18 protein-coding genes and 1 pseudogene are annotated in these 18,849 nt (G+C 67.7%); 15 read left to right on the top strand and 4 right to left on the bottom strand.

The features are described from left to right. The gene (locus V9G04_08470; protein ID MEI2713320.1) at positions 1-540 is read right to left on the bottom strand and encodes a GNAT family N-acetyltransferase; all 540 of its coding nucleotides are present in this window, start codon (positions 538-540) and stop codon (positions 1-3) included. Here V9G04_08470 and V9G04_08465 point away from each other — a divergent pair. Then, positions 533-730 carry a hypothetical protein gene (locus tag V9G04_08465; protein MEI2713319.1) on the top strand — a complete coding sequence of 66 codons (198 nt, stop codon included), beginning with the start codon at positions 533-535 and terminating at the stop codon, positions 728-730. The genes V9G04_08470 and V9G04_08465 overlap by 8 nt on opposite strands. A gap of 194 nt (positions 731-924) precedes the next feature. On the opposite strand, the gene V9G04_08460 is transcribed toward V9G04_08465, so the two are convergent. From V9G04_08460 to V9G04_08450, 3 genes are all read right to left on the bottom strand, one after another. Then, a complete protein-coding gene (locus tag V9G04_08460) occupies positions 925-1,158 on the bottom strand; it encodes a hypothetical protein (protein ID MEI2713318.1) in 234 nt (77 codons plus the stop codon). Between the two features lie 197 nt (positions 1,159-1,355). Continuing rightward, entirely contained in the window at positions 1,356-1,676 is a 321-nt protein-coding gene (locus tag V9G04_08455) for a hypothetical protein (GenBank protein MEI2713317.1), read from the bottom strand. A gap of 391 nt (positions 1,677-2,067) precedes the next feature. Continuing rightward, a complete protein-coding gene (locus tag V9G04_08450; protein ID MEI2713316.1) occupies positions 2,068-2,811 on the bottom strand; it encodes a hypothetical protein in 744 nt (247 codons plus the stop codon). Positions 2,812-2,894: 83 nt separating this feature from the next. Here V9G04_08450 and V9G04_08445 point away from each other — a divergent pair, with 83 nt between their 5' ends. The 14 genes and pseudogenes from V9G04_08445 (at position 2,895) to V9G04_08380 (ending at position 18,813) form a co-directional block, all read left to right on the top strand. Further along, positions 2,895-3,326, top strand: coding sequence for a hypothetical protein (locus V9G04_08445; protein ID MEI2713315.1), 432 nt, complete (start codon positions 2,895-2,897; stop codon positions 3,324-3,326). Between the two features lie 157 nt (positions 3,327-3,483). Then, positions 3,484-4,590 (top strand): annotated as a pseudogene (gene carA / locus V9G04_08440) (glutamine-hydrolyzing carbamoyl-phosphate synthase small subunit). A 236-nt stretch (positions 4,591-4,826) separates the two neighbouring features. Continuing rightward, positions 4,827-8,204, top strand: a complete 3,378-nt coding sequence (gene carB, locus V9G04_08435) for a carbamoyl-phosphate synthase large subunit (GenBank protein ID MEI2713314.1) — start codon at positions 4,827-4,829, stop codon at positions 8,202-8,204. A 76-nt stretch (positions 8,205-8,280) separates the two neighbouring features. Continuing rightward, positions 8,281-9,333, top strand: coding sequence for a quinone-dependent dihydroorotate dehydrogenase (locus V9G04_08430; protein MEI2713313.1), 1,053 nt, complete (start codon positions 8,281-8,283; stop codon positions 9,331-9,333). A 24-nt stretch (positions 9,334-9,357) separates the two neighbouring features. Next, on the top strand, positions 9,358-10,182 hold the full coding sequence (locus tag V9G04_08425) for a hypothetical protein (protein MEI2713312.1): 825 nt from the start codon (positions 9,358-9,360) through the stop codon (positions 10,180-10,182). Beyond that, positions 10,179-11,006, top strand: coding sequence for a tRNA-dihydrouridine synthase (locus V9G04_08420; protein ID MEI2713311.1), 828 nt, complete (start codon positions 10,179-10,181; stop codon positions 11,004-11,006). The genes V9G04_08425 and V9G04_08420 overlap by 4 nt, the downstream gene beginning before the upstream one ends. Then, positions 11,006-11,824: an orotidine-5'-phosphate decarboxylase gene (gene pyrF, locus V9G04_08415; protein ID MEI2713310.1), complete on the top strand. Its 819-nt coding sequence runs from the start codon at positions 11,006-11,008 to the stop codon at positions 11,822-11,824. The genes V9G04_08420 and pyrF overlap by 1 nt, the downstream gene beginning before the upstream one ends. Before the next feature lie 70 nt (positions 11,825-11,894). Further along, complete coding sequence (gene mihF / locus V9G04_08410) at positions 11,895-12,215, top strand: integration host factor, actinobacterial type (protein ID MEI2713309.1); 321 nt, start codon at positions 11,895-11,897, stop codon at positions 12,213-12,215. A gap of 1 nt (position 12,216) precedes the next feature. Then, positions 12,217-12,813 (top strand): guanylate kinase, encoded by a 597-nt coding sequence (gmk, locus tag V9G04_08405; GenBank protein MEI2713308.1) that lies wholly within the window; start codon positions 12,217-12,219, stop codon positions 12,811-12,813. 52 nt (positions 12,814-12,865) lie between these two features. Continuing rightward, on the top strand, positions 12,866-13,207 hold the full coding sequence (gene rpoZ / locus V9G04_08400; protein MEI2713307.1) for a DNA-directed RNA polymerase subunit omega: 342 nt from the start codon (positions 12,866-12,868) through the stop codon (positions 13,205-13,207). Positions 13,208-13,218: 11 nt separating this feature from the next. Continuing rightward, positions 13,219-14,466 (top strand): bifunctional phosphopantothenoylcysteine decarboxylase/phosphopantothenate--cysteine ligase CoaBC, encoded by a 1,248-nt coding sequence (gene coaBC / locus V9G04_08395; protein MEI2713306.1) that lies wholly within the window; start codon positions 13,219-13,221, stop codon positions 14,464-14,466. Positions 14,467-14,577: 111 nt separating this feature from the next. Next, positions 14,578-15,768, top strand: a complete 1,191-nt coding sequence (metK, locus tag V9G04_08390; GenBank protein MEI2713305.1) for a methionine adenosyltransferase — start codon at positions 14,578-14,580, stop codon at positions 15,766-15,768. 160 nt (positions 15,769-15,928) lie between these two features. Beyond that, positions 15,929-17,956: a primosomal protein N' gene (locus tag V9G04_08385; GenBank protein ID MEI2713304.1), complete on the top strand. Its 2,028-nt coding sequence runs from the start codon at positions 15,929-15,931 to the stop codon at positions 17,954-17,956. A 38-nt stretch (positions 17,957-17,994) separates the two neighbouring features. Beyond that, positions 17,995-18,813, top strand: a complete 819-nt coding sequence (locus V9G04_08380; GenBank protein MEI2713303.1) for a hypothetical protein — start codon at positions 17,995-17,997, stop codon at positions 18,811-18,813. The last annotated feature ends 36 nt before the right edge of the window (positions 18,814-18,849 follow it).

Below are 18,849 nucleotides of genomic sequence, written 5' to 3'. Positions count from 1 at the left end.
TCAGTGCGTCGCTAGATTGGGCCGCTCTCCACCCGCGAGGTCTATCTCGTAGCGCAGGAGCTCTGGGTAAGGAGGAAAGGTGCTGTTGCTTCGCTCGCCAGTGGGCGCCCAACCCAGACGCTCATAGAACCTTCGACCGCGTTCGTTCGCGGCGAAGACTCGTAACCAAGCACCTCGCACGTGCTTGGCCCGCATCTGGTCAAGGATGGCGTCATGGGCAGCCTGCGCGGCTCCCGTGCCCCAGAGTTCGCGCGCGATGCCGAAGTGCATGAACTCCTCTGCGCGTATGGCGGCGAACCCGACCACAGCCGAACTCTGTTCGATCACGAGGCACTCAATGTCGTGCGAGTCGATCTCTTGAAGCCATCTCTGTCCCACGGCCTCTCGTGGAAAGGGAAATTCGTCCTGGGGAAGACCTTCGCTAATCCGAGGGCGGCGCCCGGCTGCTGCACGGCGAGGACCTCGAGGACGTCGGCTGGCGTCATCACCCGAAGTGCGATTAGGTTCCGTGCGTTGTTCATGCGCAGAGGTTATGACCACGGGCGAACCGACACTTGGTCAGCGGCAGAAGCGCGCGTTGGACGTTGCTGGCGGTCTGGTCTCAGGTGCAGTCGACGGCGACAGCCAGGGCGGAGCAGATCTCACGCATGCGGGCATCGGCGAGCCGGCCGAGTCGTTCAACGAGCAACGCTGTCGACACGCTCTCGACCGAATCGAGATTGACTGCTGAGCGCAGCGGAACGGGGTCATCGCCCGGCTCAAGACAAACCTCGCTCGGGATCCCACGGACGGTGGTCGTGCAGGGAGCGATCAACGCTCGTCGTAGGCGTGGGATAGCAGCGTCCCGAGAAAGTACGACGACTGGCCGACGGCCGATCTCGGCCAGCTCGCACCACCACACCTCGCCGCGGGCGGGCTGGTTTGTCATGAAGCGGCGACCGCGCTGCGGAATGATGCCAAGTCGCCCCACTCGTCTGGTTCGTCGAGTGGGTGTTCGTCGTACGCGGCGTAGGCGGCGTCGACCTCCGCCGCCCGGTGGCTCGCCAACAGCGCCGTCAGCGCTTCGTCCACAAGCGCAGCGTCCGGTTTGCCCGACACCCTCCGGGCGTTCTCCAGGAGATCTCCGTCCACTGTGGTGCTCAGACGTATGCGGCTCATGCCACAAGTATGCCATGCGCCGTTCTGCTCTGGCGCGATGGCGATCAGGAGACGTCTTCATCCTCAATTCGGCTAGAAGAGTGATGTCACGACCAGGTCAGCGTTCAAGCGCGAATCCAGCCGTCTCACGACTACTCCCAGCCACTGCACGGCAACGAGCACGAAGAAGTGAGCCGCACTGACCGTCAAAGCGAATGTCAAGTCATCCAGTGTTGAAAGAACACTGGACCCATCTTGAAAGGTTCGCTGCATCTCAACAGCAGCCGCAGGCGCGTCGCGAAGAGCGTGGCGTTGCTGGTGGTCATGATCGCCTTCTTCACCTTGGCCGGGTGATTGGAGCCGTCCATGATGAGGCGCGGGGCGCTGCGTGCCATGAAGGTGTGGTTGGACCCCTTCAGCACCGTCTTGCGGGCCGTGCCGACGATGGTGAGCTGGACGTTGGAGGTGTCCAGCAGGACCCTGCCGGCACTGGCCGCCTTGATCGTGCTGTTCGAACTCTTGACCGTGAGCGGCCCCACGCCCTCGGTGAACGTCGCGTTCGTATTGCCACCGAGTCAGCGTGTCGTTGCTGCTGGTGATCTTCACCGTTCCCAGGTTGGCGGCGACCACTTGACTGTTGTCACCACTCACGGTGAGGGCTTCGACATCCTGTCGATCACGGTCGCGTTGGCCCCGTCAACCTTCAGTTCGGTGGTCGTCCAGCGTGAGCCGGGGCGTTGATGCAGGACAGCGAGCGCGGAAGGGCGAGTGCGGCAACCAGGGTCGCGGCGCGAGTTGTCATGTCGGGTTGCTACCGGGACACCGGGGTCTAATCCAGTGACCGGTGGTGCCGCAGACGTCCATCAAGAACGTCACCTTCCGGGCAAGATGGCCGCGCAGCGGGTGCTGCGCGACCAGCAGCGCTGAGCGTCAGCGCAGTCGTACGACCTTGCTTGTGGACCCGTCGACGAAGTCACCCGAGTTGACGACGGCGCGGAACCTCTTGGCGCCCTTGGGCAGTTTGACGGTCTTGGCGAACTCGCCTCGATAGTTCGTGCTGCCGTTGCCCTTCGGCAACTTCACCCACATCTTGTGGTAGCGGTACTGCACCCGGATCGTCGCCGACGCGTACGGCTTGTTCTCCCCGCCGCTGCTCACGATCGCCGAAGCGGCCCTCAACTTGATCTTCCCCCGGCGCGCCTTCTTCAGCTTCAACTGCGTGGTCGTGGCCGCATTGTGCACCTCGAAGGTGGTGGCGGGCAGGTTCGCCACGAGGTCCGTGCTGCCGGTGGCCTCCGTGCGGTAGGTCATGGTTCCGGTGACCGCGTAGGTGCCCGGCTCGTCGCCTGAGCACAGGTACACGGTGCTGGTCCCGGTCGGGGGGCGAGGCAACGAAGGTCGCGAGTAGAAGAAGGCCTGCCCATCCCCACCACCTTCGGTGTTTTGCACCGCGATCCGAACATCCCAGAAGGGGTAGGTGTCCAAGCCGCTGACCGAGTAGGTGAACGGATGCTCGACGCAGCCGCTCACGCGCTGCCAGGCTGGAATGGAGATCGAGAACGTCACCGCGTTGCGCGCCGAGTGCGGCTCGGCGGTGGCGGCCGTGGCGCTGGGAACCAGAGGCAGTGCGAGGCAACCAGTGGTGGCCACAGTGAGCGCGAAGCGGCGAGACATGGGGATCCTTTCGGTCGTCGGGTCGCAGGCGGGTGAGCGTACGACTGGCCCCACCATGCCCCGAGAACAGGCACCATGCACCTATGAGCGAGCAGCGACTTCAGGGCACGTGCGCCTTCCGGCTCTATCCCACCGACGATCTCGCCGCGGCCGATTCGTTCGCCACGGTCGAGGAGACCGGAGCCGAGGGTCTGGTCTTGCGTTATGGCTGGACCCATGCCGATGACGGTGGTCAGACCGGCGCGATCTTGGTAGGCAAGCCTGCGGAGGACGGCGCTCTCCGGGTGGCTTGGACCGATGGGTGGCATCAACCGGAGGCGACGTTGCTGACTGGCTCGGGGGACGCGAGATCGTTCGAGGTCTCCTACGAGTACGCGCCCGGCTGGCACTGGTCGATCAGCCTGCGGGCGCACGAGTCTGAAATCGAGATGGTGATGCGCAACCAGACGCCACCGGAGGTGGCGGACCCGACGCCGTACGACGTGATGGTCGCGCGCTGGGAGGTCGCGGGCTGACGCAGTGTCCGGGCAGTCTTTCGCCACGCGACTCGACGCGACAGACTCGTCCATTTCACGATGCCGCCCGCGCCGCCCGTCCATCGCGCTGCTAATGTCCCAGGTGCTCGAACATCCTTTAACCACCGTCCTGTGAGGCGGAGAAGGAGGCTCGCGAGTGTCCTCGCACGCGCCCGCACTGCTCGTCCTCGAAGACGGCCGCACCTTCCGTGGTGACGCCTACGGCGCCGCGGGTGAGACCTTCGGCGAAGCCGTGTTCTCCACCGGCATGACCGGCTATCAGGAGACGCTCACCGATCCGTCCTATCACCGCCAGGTCGTCGTGATGACCGCGCCGCACGTCGGCAATACCGGCTGGAACGACGAGGACGACGAATCTTCCAAGATCTGGGTCAGCGGCTACGTCGTACGCGACCCCGCGCGGCTGGCCTCCAACTGGCGCTCGCGGCGTTCTCTCGACGACGAGTTGCGTACGCAGGGTGTCGTCGGCATCAGCGGGATCGACACTCGAGCGCTGACTCGGCACCTGCGCGAACGCGGTGCCATGCGGGTCGGGATCTCCACGATCGAGACCGATCCCGAAGCCCTGCTGGCGAGAGTGCGATCGTCGGCCGAGATGAACGGCGCCGACCTGTCGGCGGAGGTGTCGACCGAGTCGGCGTACGTCGTCTCGGCCATCGGTGACAAGCGCTTCACCGTCGTCGCGCTCGATCTCGGCATCAAGGCCAACACTCCGCGGATGCTCGCCGAGCGGGGGATCGAGACGCACGTGCTGCCCGCGAGCGCCACCCTCGACGATGTCCTCGCGTTGTCACCCGACGGACTCTTCTGCTCCAACGGGCCGGGCGACCCCGCCACCGCGGACGTGTCGGTGATCCAAGGCGCCCTGGAGGCAGGCGTGCCCTACTTCGGGATCTGCTTCGGCAATCAGTTGTTCGGCCGGGCGCTGGGTTTTGGCACCTACAAACTCAAGTACGGCCACCGCGGCATCAACCAGCCGGTGCTGGACCGCACAACGGGCAAGGTCGAGGTGACTGCGCACAACCACGGGTTCGCCGTCGACGCGCCGCTCGACCAGCCCACCGAGACGGCGTACGGCACCGCCACCGTCAGCCACGTCTGCCTCAACGACGACGTGGTGGAGGGCCTCGAACTGCGCTCCGACGACGGGGTGTTGCGCGCGTTCAGCGTGCAGTACCACCCCGAAGCCGCCGCGGGCCCGCACGACGCGGCGTACCTGTTCGACCGCTTCGCCGAGTTGATGGGTGGTTTCGAGACGCTCGCTGGCGCTCGCTCCTCAACCACCGAGTTGATGGGTGGTTTCGAGACGCTCGCTGGCGCTCGCTCCTCAACCACCGAGGGTGCGGCGTCTCGAAACCACGACGACCCACCGGTGGTTGAGGAGCCGCCGCAGGCGGCGTCTCGAAACCACGACGACCCACCGGTGGTTGAGGAGCCGCCGCAGGCGGCGTCTCGAAACCACGACGGAGAGGAGGCCTGATGCCCAAGCGCACCGACATCCAAAGCGTCCTCGTGATCGGCTCCGGCCCGATCGTGATCGGCCAGGCCTGCGAGTTCGACTACAGCGGCACCCAGGCCTGCCGAGTGCTGCGTGAAGAGGGCCTGCGCGTCATCCTGGTCAACTCCAACCCGGCGACGATCATGACCGATCCCGAGTTCGCCGACGCGACCTACATCGAGCCGATCACGCCAGAGTTCGTGGAGAAGGTGATCGCCAAGGAGCGCCCGGACGCGCTGCTCGCCACATTGGGCGGCCAGACCGCGCTCAACGCGGCGATGGCGCTGGCGAAGAACGGCGTCCTGGACAAGTACGGCGTCGAGTTGATCGGCGCGTCCATCGAAGCGATCGACCGCGGCGAGAACCGAGAGTCCTTCAAGCGCATCGTCGAGGACCTCGGGGGCGAGGTCGCCAAGTCGATCATCTGCAACGGCGCGGGCGAGCCTGAAGGCACGCCCAAGGCGGCGCTGGAGAAGGTCGCGTTCGAGCGCACGCTCGCCGCCGCAGAAGAGCTCGGTTACCCCGTGGTCGTACGCCCCTCCTTCACGATGGGTGGCTCGGGTTCCGGGTTGGCGTACGACGAAGCCGATCTGCGCATCATCGCCGGAGCGGGACTCGCCGCGTCGCCGACTACCGAGGTGCTCCTGGAGGAGTCGATCCTCGGGTGGAAGGAGTACGAACTCGAGGTGATGCGCGACAAGGCCGACAACGTCGTCATCATCTGTTCGATCGAAAATCTCGACCCGATGGGCGTCCACACCGGCGACTCGATCACCGTCGCACCCGCGATGACGCTGACCAACCGTGAGTTCCAGCACCTGCGTGACCTGTCGCTGGGCATCATCCGCGCCGTGGGTGTCGACACCGGTGGGTGCAACATCCAGTTCGCGGTCAACCCCGATGACGGCCGGGTCGTCGTGATCGAGATGAACCCGCGGGTCTCGCGTTCGTCCGCGCTGGCCTCCAAGGCGACCGGTTTCCCGATCGCCAAGATCGCGGCCAAGGTGGCGATCGGCTACACCCTGGACGAGATCCCCAACGACATCACCGCAGAGACTCCGGCGTCTTTCGAGCCCACGCTCGACTATGTCGTGGTGAAGGTGCCGCGATTCGCCTTCGAGAAGTTCCCCGGCGCCGACCCGACCCTGACTACGCACATGAAGAGCGTTGGCGAGGCGATGGCGATCGGTCGCAACTTCACCGAGGCGTTGCAGAAGGCGTTGCGGTCGCTGGAGAGCAAGCACGCCCCCTTCGACTGGTCGCACCGTCACATCGACCTCGACAAGGCGGCGCTGCTCGACGAGATCAAGACTCCGTTCGACGGCCGCTTGCGGGTCGTGATGGACGCGATTCGAGCCGAGGCGACACCTGAGGAGATCCACGAGGCGACCGGCATCGATCCGTGGTTCGTCGACCAGCTCTGTCTGATCAACGAGGTGGCGCAGGACCTGATCAACGCCGCGGAACTCACTCCTGCGTTGTTGCGTCACGCCAAGCGACACGGCTTCTCCGACGCCCAGATCGGCAAGATGCGTGATCTGCCCGAGGCGGTCGTACGCGGGGTGCGCCACGCACTGGGCATCCGGCCGGTCTTCAAGACGGTCGATACTTGCGCGGCCGAGTTTGCCGCTCGTACGCCCTATCACTACTCCTCCTACGACGAGGAGACCGAGGTCACTGCGCGCGAGCGCGAGGCCGTGATCATCCTCGGTTCCGGTCCGAACCGGATCGGGCAGGGCATCGAGTTCGACTATTCGTGCGTACACGCCTCGCTGGCGCTCTCGGCGGCCAAAGGCTCGTCGGCCAACGGTGGTCAGGGCTACGACACGATCATGGTCAACTGCAACCCCGAGACCGTCTCCACCGACTACGACACCTCCGACCGGCTCTACTTCGAACCACTGACGTTGGAAGATGTGCTGGAGGTCGTGCATGCGGAGAAGCTCGCCGGGCCGATCGCGGGTGTGATCTGCCAGCTCGGCGGCCAGACGCCGCTGGGTCTGGCGCGCGGACTTGAGGATGCAGGCGTCCCGATCGTCGGCACCTCGCCGCACGCGATCGACCTGGCCGAGGAACGCGGTGCGTTCGGGCGAGTCCTGGCCGAGGCCGGTTTGAACGCTCCCAAGCACGGGATGGCGTCGTCGTACGAAGAGGCGCGCGTGATCGCGGCTGAAATCGGCTATCCGGTGCTGGTGCGGCCGTCGTACGTTCTCGGCGGACGCGGCATGGAGATCGTGTACGACGACGACGCGCTGTCCTCCTACATCCAGCGCGCGACCGAGGTGAGTCCCGAGCACCCGGTGCTGGTCGACAGGTTCGTCGACGACGCGGTCGAGATCGATGTGGACGCGCTCTTCGACGGCGAGGAGCTCTATCTCGCAGGCGTGATGGAGCACATCGAGGAGGCCGGCATCCACTCCGGCGACTCGGCCTGCGCGCTGCCGCCCATCACGCTGGGCGCTGCCGAGATCGCGCGCATCCGCGAGGCGACCGAAGCGATCGCACGAGGAGTGGGCGTACGCGGACTGCTCAACATCCAGTTCGCCCTCGGCTCCGACGTGCTCTATGTGCTGGAGGCCAATCCGCGTGCGTCGCGCACCGTGCCGTTCGTGTCCAAGGCAACGGCCATCCCGCTCGCCAAGGCGGCCGCGCGGGTGATGCTCGGCGAGTCGATCAAGGCGTTGCGAGCCGAAGGGCTCCTGGCTGCCGAGGGCGACGGCGGCACCCTGCCCGCGGATGCGCCGATCGCGGTCAAGGAAGCCGTCATGCCGTTCAACCGGTTCCGTACTCCCGACGGCAAGACGGTCGACACGGTGCTCGGACCGGAGATGCGTTCGACCGGCGAGGTGATGGGCTTCGACGCGATCTTCGGCACTGCCTTCGCCAAGTCGCAGACGGCGTCGTACGGCTCCCTGCCCACCTCGGGTCGGGTCTTCGTGTCGATGGCCAACCGCGACAAGCGCACCATGATCTTCCCGATCAAGCGATTGCACGACCTCGGTTTCGAGGTGCTCGCGACCTTGGGTACGGCCGAGGTGCTGCGCCGCAACGGCATTCCCGCTCGTGAAGTGCGCAAGCACTACGAAGGCCTCGGCCCGTCGGGGGAGCCGACCACGATCGAGTTGATCCGTGACGGTGAGGTCGACCTGGTGGTCAACACCCCACACGGCTCTGCGCCGCGGGGTGGTTCTGGTGGCTCGCCGCGCGCGGACGGCTACGAGATCCGTACGGCCTCCATCCAGGCCAACATCCCCTGCATCACCACCGTCCAGGGCTTGGCCGCGGCCGTACAAGGCATCGAAGCCGCGATCTCCGGCGACATCGGCGTACGTTCCCTCCAAGACTGGGCGAGCCAGTGACGCCGAGGGGTCACCAACTCCCGCCGAGGGGTCACAAGATCCCACCGAGGGGTCATGAGTTCTCAAGCGAGGGGTCATGACCGCGTACGACCGCGTCTTCGACAGGGTCTTCACCCCGCTCGACCCTGAGCGTGCTCACCACCTGGGCTTCGCGGCTATCCGTCGGGCCGCGCCAGTGCTGAGCCGACTCCCACAGCCGGGGGCTCCGGTCGAGGCGATGGGGATCGTATTTCCGAATCGCCTCGGTCTGGCCGCCGGCTTCGACAAGAACGCTGTCGGCATCGACGCCCTGTCCGGCTTGGGCTTCGGCCATGTCGAGATCGGCACCGTCACCGCACTGCCGCAGCAGGGCAACGAGAAGCCACGTCTCTTCCGGCTTCCGGCTGATCGCGCGATCGTCAACCGGATGGGGTTCAACAACGACGGCGCGGAGGCTGTGGCGCGCCGCCTCGCCACCCGGGCGCTGCGAGTTCATGACCCCTCGACGAGAGTTCATGACCCCGCGGCGGTGCTGGGGATCAATATCGGCAAGTCCAAGGTCGTACCCGAGGACGACCAGGCAGCCGTCGAGGCGGACTACGAGAAGAGCACGGGTCTGCTGGCGCCCTTCGCCGACTATCTCGTGGTCAACGTGTCCAGCCCCAATACGCCCGGTTTGCGCTCGCTCCAGGCAGTGGACCGGCTCGGGCCGCTGCTGGCGAGCGTACGAAAGCGGGCCGACCAGGTGACGCCGAGCCGCGTCCCGCTGTTGGTCAAGATCGCTCCCGACCTCGCCGATGAAGACGTCATCGAGGTGGCCCAACTCGCCACCGACACTCACCTCGACGGCATCATCGCGACCAACACCACGATCAGCCGTGACGGACTGCTCACCCCCGAGGACGAGGTTGCCAGGCTCGGTGCCGGCGGCCTGTCAGGTGCACCCGTGCGTGACCGGGCACTGGCCGTGCTCGAACTTCTCAGACAACACGTTCCCGAAGATCTGACCCTGATCGGCGTCGGCGGCATCAGCACGCCCGAGGATGCTCGAGTCCGTCTCGATGCGGGGGCCACGCTGGTGCAGGCGTACTCCGGGTTCGTCTACGGCGGTCCCCTCTGGGCGCGCCGCATCGCGGGTGCCCTGAGGTGAACTCCCACGAATGAGACCCAGCCCGTGACCGACACCGCCCTGACGCCCGTGCACGTCCAGGCCCGCATCCTGACCAACAAGTCGGTCGGGGCGTTTCGCCATCTGACCCTGGTCGCTCCGGGAGTCGGTGATCGATTCCGTCCCGGCAACTTCCTTGCGGTCTCGGTCGGCAGCGACGGTGCCCGACTCGCGAGGCGTGCCTTCTGGATCCACCGCGTACGCCCCACTGGCGGACACGGTCTTACCGTCGAGGTGGTCGTCGAGCCGACCGGCCCCGGCACCCGCTGGCTGGCGCGGCAGCCGGCGGACACGACACTTCAGGTGACCGGCCCGCTGGGCCGCCCGTACGCCATGCCGAAGCAACCCGTGCGTTGTCTGCTCGTCGGCGAGGGGCACTCGGCTGCACCGTTGTTCACCCTCGCCGAGCGACTGCGTGATCGCGACTGCAGCGTCACCCTGCTGGTCGGGGCGGTCGACGAGGCACATCTGCTGTCCGCGTTGGAAGCCAGGAGGGTTGCGCGCGCGGTGACGATCGTGACCCAGGACGGCTCGGTGGGACGTCGAGGTCACGTCCGCGAGCACGTACGCGAGGCACTGACCCAGTCAGGCGCCGATGTCGTCTACGCCGCAGGCGACCGCGACCTGCTGCACGAGGTCGCGGCGGCCGCAGAGGACGCGGGCGCCTGGAGCCAGGTGGGTCTGGAGACCCAACTGATCTGCGGTACCGGGTTGTGCGAGGGCTGCGCCGTGCCGATCGTGGGCGAGGAGGGCGCGCCCAGATCCGTACGCGCGTGCTTCGAGGGCCCGGTGATCCGCGGCGATCGGATCCGTTGGGACGCGCTGCCATGACGGTGCCGGTGGCAGGTCTGAGATTGCGCTCACGCGTCATGGTGGCGAGCGGTTGCGGCGGCACGGGTCGCGAACTCCAGCCGTACGTGGACCTGTCCCGGCTCGGCGCGTTCGTCACGCGATCGATCACCCGGGACCCACGACCGGGCGGACGCCAACCCCGCATCGTCGAGACTCCCAGCGGGCTGCTCAACGCCGTCGCGTTCGACAATCCGGGACTCGACCGCTTCCTGATGGCGCAGTTGCCCTGGCTGGTCCAACAGGGCGCGCACCCGATCGTCTCGATCGCCGGCGCGACGATCGTGGAGTACGCCGAGATCGCCAAGCGACTTGCGGCGGCGCCCGGCGTGCTGGCCGTCGAGGTGAATCTCTCCGCCCCCGATCCGCGCGCGTGCGGCATCTACGAGGCCCGCGAGCCGTTCCACACCGCCGGCGTGGTCGCCGCCGTACTTCGCGAACTCCCACCCGGGGTGCCGGTGTTCGCCAAGGTGCGCAGCGATGTCGTACGTGTGGTGGAGGTCGCGCGGACCGTTATCGAGGCTGGTGCCAGCGCGGTGGTGGTCGGCAACGCGCTGCCCGCCGCTTTGCCCGACGGCCGTGGTGCCGGCCTGAGCGGTCCCGCGATCGGGCCGATCGCGTTGCGCTGCGTCGCGGAAGTGTGCGCGGCACTGCCCGACATCGACGTCATCGGATGTGGCGGCATCGCCTCGACCGCCGACGCCCGGGCGTTCCTCGATGCCGGGGCCTGCGGGGTCCAGGTCGGCAGCGCGCTGCTGCACGATCCCACCACCTTGGCCCGGATCCTCGACGAGTTGGAGAACTGATGAAGACCTTCGGTGCCCGCCTGCACGAGTTGGTGGACCTGCGTGGACCGCTGTGTGCCGGCATCGACCCGCATGCCTCGCTGCTGCGTGCATGGGGGCTGGACGACGACGTGGCGGGTCTAGAGCGTTTCGCCCTCACCGCCGTTGAGGCGTTGGCCCCGGAGGTGTCGGTGATCAAGCCGCAGTCCGCCTTCTACGAACGCTTCGGCAGTCGTGGGATCGCGGTCCTCGAACGTGTCTTGGCCGAATCGCGGGCGGCAGGGGCGCTGACCCTTCTCGACGTCAAACGCGGCGATATCGGCTCGACCTCCCAGGCGTACGCCGACGCCTACCTCGACCCACAGTCACCACTGAGCGCCGATGCCATCACGGTGTCGCCCTATCTGGGCTTCGGGTCGCTCGCCCCGTTCTTCGACACGGCGCAACGTTTCGGAGGGGGCGTGTTCGTGCTCGCCCTGACCTCCAACGAGGAAGGGCCGGAGGTCCAGCACGCGACCGACGCGCAGGGCGTACGCGTGGGGGAGCGGATGCTTCCTCGGCTGGCGGCCCTCAATGCGGGCGCCGAGCCGCTCGGGTCGTACGGCGCCGTCGTCGGTGCCACCATCGCCCCACTCGCAGACCCGAGTGTTCTGGACATCAACGGACCGCTCCTGGCGCCCGGCTATGGCGCCCAGGGCGGTACCGACGAAGACCTCCGGCGCGTCTTCGGCGCGGCGTCCCAAGCACTCGTTCTCCCGTCGTCCTCGCGCGAGATCCTGGCAGCCGGTCCGACGGTCACGGGACTGGTGGAGAAGGTGCGCGCACTGCAAGGAGGGTGACCGCGTTGCTGGACCTTCCGCCTTCTGACTAGATTGATCGAGCACCTTCCCTGACCCCGAGAGGACCGCTGTGGCACTGCCTCCGCTCACACCCGAACAACGTCAAGCCGCCCTCGCGAAAGCTGCGGCTTCTCGACGGGAACGTGCCGAGGTCAAGAACCGCCTCAAGCACTCGGGAGCCTCGATCTCCGACGTCATCCGCGAGGGGGAGACCAACGAGGTGATCGGCAAGATGCGGGTCGTCGACCTGCTGCAGTCGATGCCCGGGCTGGGCAAGATCCGTGCGCGCCAGATGATGGAGCGTCTAGGCATCGCCGAGAGCCGGCGCGTACGTGGACTCGGCACGAAGCAGATCGCGGCCCTCGAGCACGAGTTCGGCCCGGAAATCTGACGTGAGCGACTCCTCGCCGGCACGCCTGGTGGTGCTCGCCGGCCCGACAGCCGTCGGCAAGGGCACCGTGGCGGCACAGATCCGCGAGCACCATCCCGAGGTGTGGATCTCGGTCTCGGCTACGACGCGCACCCCGCGCCCGGGTGAGATCGACGGGGTGCACTATCACTTCGTCACCGACGAACGCTTCGACGAGATGATCGCTCGCGACGAGCTGCTCGAATGGGCGACGGTGCACGCGAGCGCCAGGTACGGCACCCCGCGCGGCCCGGTCGAGGCGATGTTGGCGACCGGGCGTCCGGCGCTGCTCGAGATCGATCTGCAGGGCGCCCGGCAGGTCCGGCACACCATGCCGGAGGCGCTGTTCGTGTTCTTGGCGCCGCCGACATGGGACGAACTCGTACGCCGCCTGGTCGGGCGTGGCACCGAGACCGAGGCCGAGCGCACGCGGCGACTGGCCACCGCGGTCGAAGAGTTGGCCGCGGAGGACGAGTTCGACGTCACCATCGTGAACCACGAAGTTCAGCAGGCGGCCGAGCAGTTGGTATCGTTGGTCTCTGCGCCCGACTTTCCTGCGCCTGACTCCGGTCCTGCGTGAGTCCCAGCGGACCGGCGCGCCATCTGACCCCGACAAGAATGAGGCAACGACTGTGGCTGCCCCCACCATCGCCGCTGTGGGCGTGACGAACCCGCCCATCGACGACCTGCTCGGCAAGACCGAGAGCAAGTACAAGCTGGTGCTCTACAGCGCCAAGCGCGCCCGCCAGATCAACGCCTACTACTCACAACTCGGCGAGGGCCTGCTTGAGTACGTCGGCCCGCTCGTGGACACCCACGTGCAGGAGAAGCCGCTGTCGATCGCGCTGCGCGAGATCAGCCGCGACATGCTGACCTGCGAAGACGTCGACCCGGCCGAACTCGCCGCCGAAGAGGAAGCGCGCGCCCAAGCCGCCCTCGACGCGACCTTCGACTCCAGCCCTTCGGTCGACTGAACGCCGGTCTCATGACCGAACATCACGACCCGGCCGTCCCCACCTCGGGACGGCCGCGTGTCGTTCTGGGGGTCTCCGGCGGCATCGCGGCCTACAAGGCATGTGAGTTGTTGCGCCGCTTCACCGAGTCCGGCCACGACGTCACCGTCGTCCCCACGGCCGCCGCGTTGGAGTTCGTCGGGGCGCCGACCTGGGCGGCGCTGTCGGGTAAGCCGGTCGCCAGCGCGGTGTGGACCGACGTCCACCAGGTGCCACACGTACGCATCGGGCAGACCGCCGATCTGGTCGTCGTCGCTCCCGCCACCGCCGACCTGCTCGCCAAGGCCGCGCACGGACTGGCCGACGACCTGCTGACCAACACGTTGCTCACGGCCCGCTGCCCGGTGGTGTTCGCGCCCGCGATGCACACCGAGATGTGGGAGCACCCCGCGACCCAGGCCAACGTGGCCACCCTGCGCGAACGTGGTGCGGTGATCATCGAACCCGCCGAGGGAAGGCTCACCGGCAAGGACACCGGCAAGGGCCGCCTTCCCGATCCCGCCGAGATCTTCGATCTCGCCACGCAGGTGCTCGCCCGGCCGAGCCAGTCCTACGATCTGGCGGGTCGTCACGTGGTCGTCTCGGCGGGCGGCACCCGCGAATACCTTGACCCCGTCCGCTTCCTGGGCAACCGTTCGTCCGGTCTGCAGGGCTATGCCCTGGCGCGTACGGCGGCGGCACGCGGCGCAGAGGTCACGCTGATCGCGGCCAACGTGACCCTGCCCGACCCCGCGGGGGTCAAGGTCGTCCGGGTCGAGACGACAGCCCAACTGCGAGACGCGGTTCTGGAGGCGGCCGCGGTGGCCGACAGCGTCGTGATGGCGGCCGCCCCGGCCGACTTCCGTCCGGTGAGCTTCAGCGACGCCAAGATCAAGAAGTCGGCCGACGGATCGGCTCCTGCGATCGAGTTGACCCAGAACCCGGACATCCTGGCCACGATCTCCCACGACCGGCTACGAGCCGACCAGGTGATCGTCGGCTTCGCCGCCGAGACCGGCGACTCCACGGGCAGCGTGCTGGACCTGGGTCGGGAGAAGTTGGCGCGCAAGGGCTGCGACCTGCTGGTGGTCAACGACGTCAGCGGGGGAGCGGTCTTCGGTGCCGCGGACAACCAGGCCGTGATCTTGGCCGCCGACGGCAATGCAGTCGACGTACCGCTCGGGTCGAAGGACGCCCTGTCGCACGTGATCTGGGATCAGGTCGTACGCCTGCTCGGCTGAGACAGCGCGTCCCGGGTCGTGGACACCAGGTCCGGATTCCGATCTGGGTGCCGTCATCGGATAGCGTGCCAGCGGCAGTTTTCCGTACGTTTTCACAGGAGCGAGCGCAGCGTGGCTGGACGTCTTTTCACCTCTGAGTCCGTGACCGAGGGTCACCCCGACAAGATCGCCGACCAGATCAGCGACTCGGTGCTCGATGCACTGCTCACCGACGACCCGCACTCGCGGGTCGCCTGCGAGACGCTGCTCACCACCGGCCTGGTCGTGGTGGCCGGCGAGGTGACCACCCAGACGTACGCACCCATCGCCCAGATCGTGCGCGACAAGATCATCGAGATCGGGTATGACGACGGCGGCATGTTCTTCGACGGCCGCGCGTGCGGTGTCCAGATCGCGCTGGGCCAGCAGTCGCCCGACATCGCCCAGGGCGTCGACACCGCCTTCGAATCGCGCACCGGGTCGGTGGATGCGATGGAGAAGCAGGGCGCCGGCGACCAGGGCCTGATGTTCGGCTACGCCTGTGACGACACCCCCGAGCTGATGCCGCTGCCGATCACGATCGCGCACCGCCTGGCCGAGCGCCTCAGCGAGGTCCGCAAGGACGGCACGCTGGGCTACCTGCGCCCCGACGGCAAGACCCAGGTCACCATCGAATACGACGAGGACGACAACCCGGTCCGCGTCGACACTGTCGTGCTGTCGACCCAGCACTCCGAGGACATCACCCAGGAGCAGCTCGCCGCTGACATCCAGCAGCACGTGATCGACCCGATCCTGGGCCGCTTCGACATCCCGTCCGAGGGCTACCGCCTGCTGGTCAACCCGACCGGCAAGTTCGTGATCGGCGGCCCGATGGGCGACGCCGGTCTGACCGGTCGCAAGATCATCGTCGACACCTATGGCGGCATGGCCCGTCACGGTGGCGGCGCCTTCTCCGGCAAGGACCCGTCCAAGGTCGACCGCTCCGCTGCGTACGCCATGCGCTGGGTCGCCAAGAACGTCGTCGCCGCCGGCCTGGCCAAGCGCTGTGAGGCGCAGGTGGCGTACGCGATCGGCAAGGCCGCACCCGTGGGTGTCTTCATCGAGACCTTCGGCACGGGCGTCATCCCCGACGAGCAGATCCAGAAGGCCGTCCTCGACGTCTTCGACCTGCGCCCGGCCGCGATCATCGACGACCTCGACCTGCTGCGCCCGATCTACGCCAAGACGGCCGCCTACGGTCACTTCGGACGCGAACTCCCCGAGTTCACCTGGGAGCGCACCGACCGCGCCGAGGCGCTGAAGGCTGCCGCGGGAGTCTGATCCGCCGCCTTGTAGGAGTCCCCGGCCGGCCGGGGACTCTCACGGTGTGTGACCAATGCATAGGTCACACACCGTGAGACTCGGTCACACGGTTGGGGGCCGGCCAAGGTCTGGCCGGCCTCCAGCCCGTTCCGTCGGTCGTCGCTGGTAGAACACTCCCGTGACTTCGGACGGCAGCGAACAGCTCGGGCTGCCGGGTGTTGCCCGGGAGTCCGTACGACGCGCGCAGCGACGTCAGGCGACTGCCGACGCCAAGTTGGCGGCACAACGCGCCGCCGCGCCAACTCACCCGGTGGCCCGGGTGCTGGTCGATGTCTCGCTGGCCCATCTGGATCGACCGTTCGACTATCTCGTCCCGGCGGCGCTGCACGACCAAGCCGTCCCCGGTGCGCGCGTCAAGGTGCGCTTTGCCGGGCAGGTCGTGGGCGGGTTCATCCTGGAGCGGGTCGACGAGTCCGATCACGAGCGCCTCCAGCCGCTGCGCAAGGTGGTGAGCCCCGAGCCGGTGCTCAGCCCGCAGGTCGCCGCGTTGGCGAGCGCGTTGACCACGCGCTACGCCGGCACCCGGGCGGACGTGCTGCGGCTGGCGATCCCGCCGCGCCACGCCACGGCCGAACGCACGGCCGGGACGGCGGAGCCCCCACGGGGCGTGGACGCGCCGTCGGCGGAGTCATGGGGCGGCCACGAGGGCGCGATCGAGTTCCTCACCGAGCTCGCCCAAGCGCGCACACCGCGAGCGGTCTGGACGGTCGCGCCCGGCACCGACTGGCCCGCCGCCCTGGCCGTGGCGGCGGCGACGGTGCACTTGTCAGGACGTGGCGTCTTGGTGTGTCTGCCAGATCACCGCGATGTAGCCCGACTCGACGGCGCGCTGACGAAGGCCATCGGTCCCGAGCACCACATCGTGTTGACCGCTGATGCTGGCCCCGCCAAACGCTATCGCGACTTCCTCGCGATCAGTCGCGGTCAACGTCGGATCGTGATCGGCACCCGCGCCGCGGCCTTCGCACCCGTACGCGATCTGGGCCTGGTCGCGATCTGGGATGACGGCGACGACTTGTTCGCGGAGCCTCGCGCGCCCTATCCGCACACCCGAGAGGTGCTGCTCACGCGTGCCGAACTCGAGTCGACCGCCGCTTTGGTGGCCTCTCCCTCTCGTTCCGTGGAGGCCCATCACCTGGTCTCGACCGGTTGGGCGCGTGAGATTGCGGCGTCGCGAGACGAGATTCGGCGCCGGGCCCGGGTCACCGTGGCGGGCGGCGATGATGTCGCGCGCAGCCGCGACCCGCATGCGTCGCGCATCCCCAGCCAGGTGCACGCGGCGATCAGAACGGCCCTGCCCGACGGCCCGGTTCTCGTGCAGACCCCGAGAGGTGGGTATGCCGCGGCCCTGGCCTGTGACCGCTGCCGTACGCCCGCACGGTGCGCCCGCTGCGAAGGGCCGCTGCGCCAGCACACGGCAGCACACGCGCCGACCTGTGCTTGGTGCGGCACGGTCGAGGAGTCCTGGGCTTGCCGAGAGTGTGGCGGTCGAGGGCTTCGTGCCCCTGTCATCGGTGAGGCTCGCACCGCGGAGGAATTGGGCCGTTCCTTCCCCGGAGTCGCGGTGCTGAGTTCGAGTGGAGACCGGGTCAGGGACCACGTCGACGACAAGCCGGCCATCGTGGTGGCGACGCCAGGGGCCGAACCCACAGCCGAGGGGGGCTATGCCGCGGTGATCGTCCTCGACGCCTGGTGGACACTGGCGCGCGAGGACATGCGGGCGACGGAGGAGGCATTGCGTCGCTGGCTGACTGCCGCCGTGCTCGTACGCAGGGCAGGCCAGGTCGTCATCGTCGGCGATCCGGCCCATCCGGCCGTGCAAGCGCTCGTACGCTGGGATCCAGCCGGATTGGCACATCGCGAGAGCGTGGAGCGGCGTGCCGTACGCCTGCCTCCCGCCTCACGCGTGGTCACGATCACCGGCGACATCGGTGCGGTGGACGACGCCTTGACGCTGCTGGCCGCACCTGACCCGGTCGAGGTGCTCGGCCCGGCGCCGTGCGGGGACGCAGAGTGGCGGGCGGTCATCCGCTCTCCGCGCACGCAAGCCGCCGCTTTGTCTCAAGCGTTCGTCGACCTCCAGCGCGTTCGCTCGGCTCGCAAACTCGATCCGGTGCGGATCCAGGTCGACCCGATCAGCCTGTGAGGCCGGAACCCAGGGCTGCGCGATAGCGTCGGATTGCTATGAAGACTCGTGTGGTGCTGTGCGTCGTGCTCGCGTTCCTGCTCTCGTCTTGCGGCAGCACCGCCCGCACGGGCTCCCACGACCCTTCAGCGGATCCGGCGTCTACGACGAGCAGCACGCCCGCGACCGACTCCGATGCGGTGATCCTCCAGGTGATCACGCTCGGGGGCTATACGACACCGGAATGGCAAGTTGCGACGGTGCCCACCATCGTGGTGTTGGCAGACGGCACGGTGTATGTCGCAGGTGCCGTGGCGGATATCTATCCCGGGCCGCTGCTCACTCCGCTCACGACCGGGAGACTCAGCCCCGGGCAACTGCGTGAACTGATTTCGCGGGCCAAGCACGACGGACTCGCTGGGCGCGAGCCTGACTACGTGGTGGACGAGCCGTCCGTGACGGATATGGGTACGACAGAGGTCACGCTCGACATCGACGGAGCCACGAGGCGGCACCAGGCGTACGCCCTCGGGCTCGGTGACGAGCGTGGCCCCCGCAAGGTGCTCGCGGACTTTGTGCGGTTCGCTGAAGAGCTCGCCATGCCGGTCGCCTCCTCGAACGTCGAGCCGAGTGAGGTCGTGGTGACCTCCTATCGCGTACGCAAAGGTGACTCGCTGGACGTCAAGCCGACCAAGCAGCCCTGGCCAGTGGGGGCCGGTTCGCTCAAGGACGGCAAGTGCCAACTCGTGGATGACCCTGCGGCCATCGCCGCCCTGGTCGAGGGCAACCAACTTTCCTACTTCACTTCAGGCGGCAAGACCTTCCAGCTTGGCGCCCGGATCAGCGTGCCCGGCGACCGCGGGTGTCCGGCCGAGTAGCGCCTTCGGCCTAGACTCGGCACGCCCTCGATCCCG

Origin of the sequence: Nocardioides sp., assembly GCA_037045645.1 — a bacterium.
Classification (GTDB): domain Bacteria; phylum Actinomycetota; class Actinomycetes; order Propionibacteriales; family Nocardioidaceae; genus Nocardioides.
This window is presented reverse-complemented; position numbering and strand designations above follow the sequence as displayed.

Bases quoted from the DNA above. Each gene is read 5' to 3' on its own strand.
- V9G04_08450 (MEI2713316.1), bottom strand. From the start codon at position 2,811: ATGTCTCGCCGCTTCGCGCTCACTGTGGCCACCACTGGTTGCCTCGCA.
- V9G04_08430 (MEI2713313.1), top strand. From the start codon at position 8,281: ATGACCGCGTACGACCGCGTCTTCGACAGGGTCTTCACCCCGCTCGAC.
- V9G04_08420 (MEI2713311.1), top strand. From the start codon at position 10,179: ATGACGGTGCCGGTGGCAGGTCTGAGATTGCGCTCACGCGTCATGGTG.
- V9G04_08465 (MEI2713319.1), top strand. From the start codon at position 533: ATGACCACGGGCGAACCGACACTTGGTCAGCGGCAGAAGCGCGCGTTG.
- V9G04_08380 (MEI2713303.1), top strand. From the start codon at position 17,995: ATGAAGACTCGTGTGGTGCTGTGCGTCGTGCTCGCGTTCCTGCTCTCG.
- V9G04_08460 (MEI2713318.1), bottom strand. From the start codon at position 1,158: ATGAGCCGCATACGTCTGAGCACCACAGTGGACGGAGATCTCCTGGAG.
- pyrF (MEI2713310.1), top strand. From the start codon at position 11,006: ATGAAGACCTTCGGTGCCCGCCTGCACGAGTTGGTGGACCTGCGTGGA.
- carB (MEI2713314.1), top strand. From the start codon at position 4,827: ATGCCCAAGCGCACCGACATCCAAAGCGTCCTCGTGATCGGCTCCGGC.
- coaBC (MEI2713306.1), top strand. From the start codon at position 13,219: ATGACCGAACATCACGACCCGGCCGTCCCCACCTCGGGACGGCCGCGT.
- V9G04_08445 (MEI2713315.1), top strand. From the start codon at position 2,895: ATGAGCGAGCAGCGACTTCAGGGCACGTGCGCCTTCCGGCTCTATCCC.